Below are 2594 nucleotides of genomic sequence, written 5' to 3'. Positions count from 1 at the left end.
CCACGACGGTCCACAGCAGCAGGCTGGGGAAATCCCGTTCCTTCAGGCCCATGGCGAGCACGCGATCAGACAGGTTGCTCATACTGGAGCTCCAGCAGCGAGGCTTTTCAGCACGGCATCGCGCGGGCCATCGGCGACGATCTTGCCGCCGGCGATCACCACCACCCGATTGACCAGTTTCAACATGGCCTGACGATGGGTGACGAGCAGGAAGGTGCGCCCTGCCAGTTCGGGTTCGAGGCGGGCTACCAACTGCGCTTCATTCTGGTTGTCCATGGCGCTGGTGGGTTCATCGAAGATCAGGATGGGCGGTTTGCCGGCCAGCGCGCGGGCGATGGCAATGCCCTGTTTCTGGCCGCCCGACAGGCCTTCGCCGCGATCGGCCAGAGTAAGATCAAAGCCGTTTTCGAGCGCGCCGACCACATCGTAGGTGCCCGACAATTTGGCGACGCGGATCAGTTCATCATCACCCAGCGTTGGATCGGTGAGGGTGATGTTGTCGCGGATCGAGCCGGAAAACAGCGTCACGTCCTGCAGCACGGCGCCGATGTTGATCCGCAGATCATCGGGGTGCAGCTGGCGGATATCGGCGCCGTCGATCAGCACCTGGCCTTGATCGGGCTGATAGAGGCCAAGCACCAGCCGGGCGATGGAGGATTTGCCCGAACCGACGCGGCCGACGATGGCCACGCGTTCACCCGGTTCAATACGCAGCGACACACCCGACAGCACAGATTGGCCCTTGCCGGGATATTTGAAGCTGACATCGCGCAGTTCGATGGCGCCTTTCAGCCAGGTGCGACGCACACTGGTGGTGCTGCCGGCTTCCAGCGGGTTGGACATGAACTGATCGAGGCGGGTGATCGCCGCGCGTGTGGCCGAAAGCCGGGTGAGCAGGCCAGCGACCTGGCCCAGCGGCGCCACCACCCGGCCGGAGAGGATCGAGACGGCAATCAGTGCGCCCGACGACAATTCGCCGGCCGTGATCAGGAACACGCCGTGGATCAATGTGCCAACATAGGCGATCGTCTGGGCCGAAGCGGCGACGTTGATGGCGACAGCCGACAGCAGCCGGCTGGACAGCGCGCTGCCGGCATTATCGGTCATGGCGCGGTTCCAGCGGGCTTCCAGCATCGGGCCGGCGCGGCCTGCCTTCACGGTTTCAAGGCCCGCAACCGTTTCCACCACCACGCCCTGTTTGGAAAAGCCCTGGCCCAGATTTTCACGCGCCAGCCGATCGAGCGTGGGCTGGATGGCAAAGCTGGTCACCACCACCAACGGGATCATCAGCATCGGTACCAGCACCAATTGCCCACCGATGGCAGCGATCACGCCCAGGAACAACAGCGTGAACGGCAGATCGACCAGTGCGATCAACGTCGTGCTGGCCAAAGTCTCGCGGATGGTTTCCAGTTCGCGCAGCAGGCCGGCAAACGCCCCCGACGACCCCTGGCGATCGGCCAGACGCAGGCCGAGCAGCCGCGAAAACATCTGGTTGCCCAGGGCAGCATCGACATCGCGCCCGGCCACATCGACAAACCAGCCGCGCAGCACGCGCATGATGAAATCAAACACCAGCACCACGACCATGCCCGCCGCCAGTGCCATCAACGATTCAGTCGCGCCCGATGGCACGATGCGGTTGTAGACCACCATCGAGAACAGCGACGAGGCCAGTGCGAAGATATTGGTGAACACCGCCGCCAGCGCCGCCCGGCCATAGGTGCCACGGTGCGCCAGCAAGGCATCGGCCAGCCAGGCCGGCAGAAACTTCAACAGGAAATCGTTCACGGTTGCTGCTCGCGATTCTGGCCATCGACCAGTTGTAAAATGGTTCCGCGCCGGGCCAGCAGCAGCCAGCGTGCCATGTCAAGCCGGATTTCGGCATCCACCAGCCCCAGCCCGGTATCCAGCGCCTCGCGTTCAGCGGCAAGCAGGTCGAACAAGGTGCCGCGCGCGGCGTTGAACCGCAGGCCGAACAATTCGCGCGCCCGCATCGCTGAAACCACGGCGCGCTGCTGGGCCGGCAGGGCGGCACTGCGGGTGCGCAGTTCGGCTTCGGCCTCTTCCAGTTCGCGGGTGGTTTCGGCGCTGATGCGGGTGGCGGCCAGTTCGGCCCGGCGGGCAGCGGCCGATAGTTCCGATACACGCGCGGCCTCGGCACCACCGGTGGAGAAGCGGGTGGTGAGCGAAACCGTGGCGCGCACATCGTAATCCGGGCGGCCATCCCTGGCGATATCATAGGCCGAGCCGGAAACGCGCGCTTCCAATCGGGGCAGGCGATCGGCCTTGGCCGCGCGGGCGGTGGCCTTGCGGGCAAGCGCGTCTGCCCTGGCGGCGCGCACATCGGGTGTTTCGATCACGCCGGGATCTTCAGGCGGCGGCAGCGCGCGCGCCGGGCTTTCCGGCAACTTTCCCCATAGTTCGGCGATCCGGGCACTGGCGGCGGCATCGCGGCGCTGTGCGTCGGCCAGCCGGGTTTGCGCCTGGGCCGCGGCGGCATCGGCGCGCGCCTTGTCGGCGGTGCTTTCGGCGCCGGCGTCGGCGCGCTTGCCCACCATCATCGCCAGCCGGTCCAGCCGCTTGGCATGGCC

Annotated in this window: 2 protein-coding genes; both read right to left on the bottom strand. The window is 66.0% G+C overall.

What is annotated here, in order from left to right; all coding sequences use genetic code 11:
- Positions 1-78: 78 nt before the first annotated feature.
- Positions 79-1791 carry a type I secretion system permease/ATPase gene (locus tag RMO81_RS09975; protein ID WP_310475701.1) on the bottom strand — a complete coding sequence of 571 codons (1713 nt, stop codon included), beginning with the start codon at positions 1789-1791 and terminating at the stop codon, positions 79-81.
- Positions 1788-2594: TolC family protein (locus RMO81_RS09970; protein WP_310475700.1), on the bottom strand; the 807-nt coding region annotated here is incomplete at its 5' end. The genes RMO81_RS09975 and RMO81_RS09970, both read right to left, overlap by 4 nt.

It is taken from the genome of Sandarakinorhabdus sp., from assembly GCF_031422795.1.
GTDB lineage: Bacteria > Pseudomonadota > Alphaproteobacteria > Sphingomonadales > Sphingomonadaceae > Sandarakinorhabdus.
This window is presented reverse-complemented; position numbering and strand designations above follow the sequence as displayed.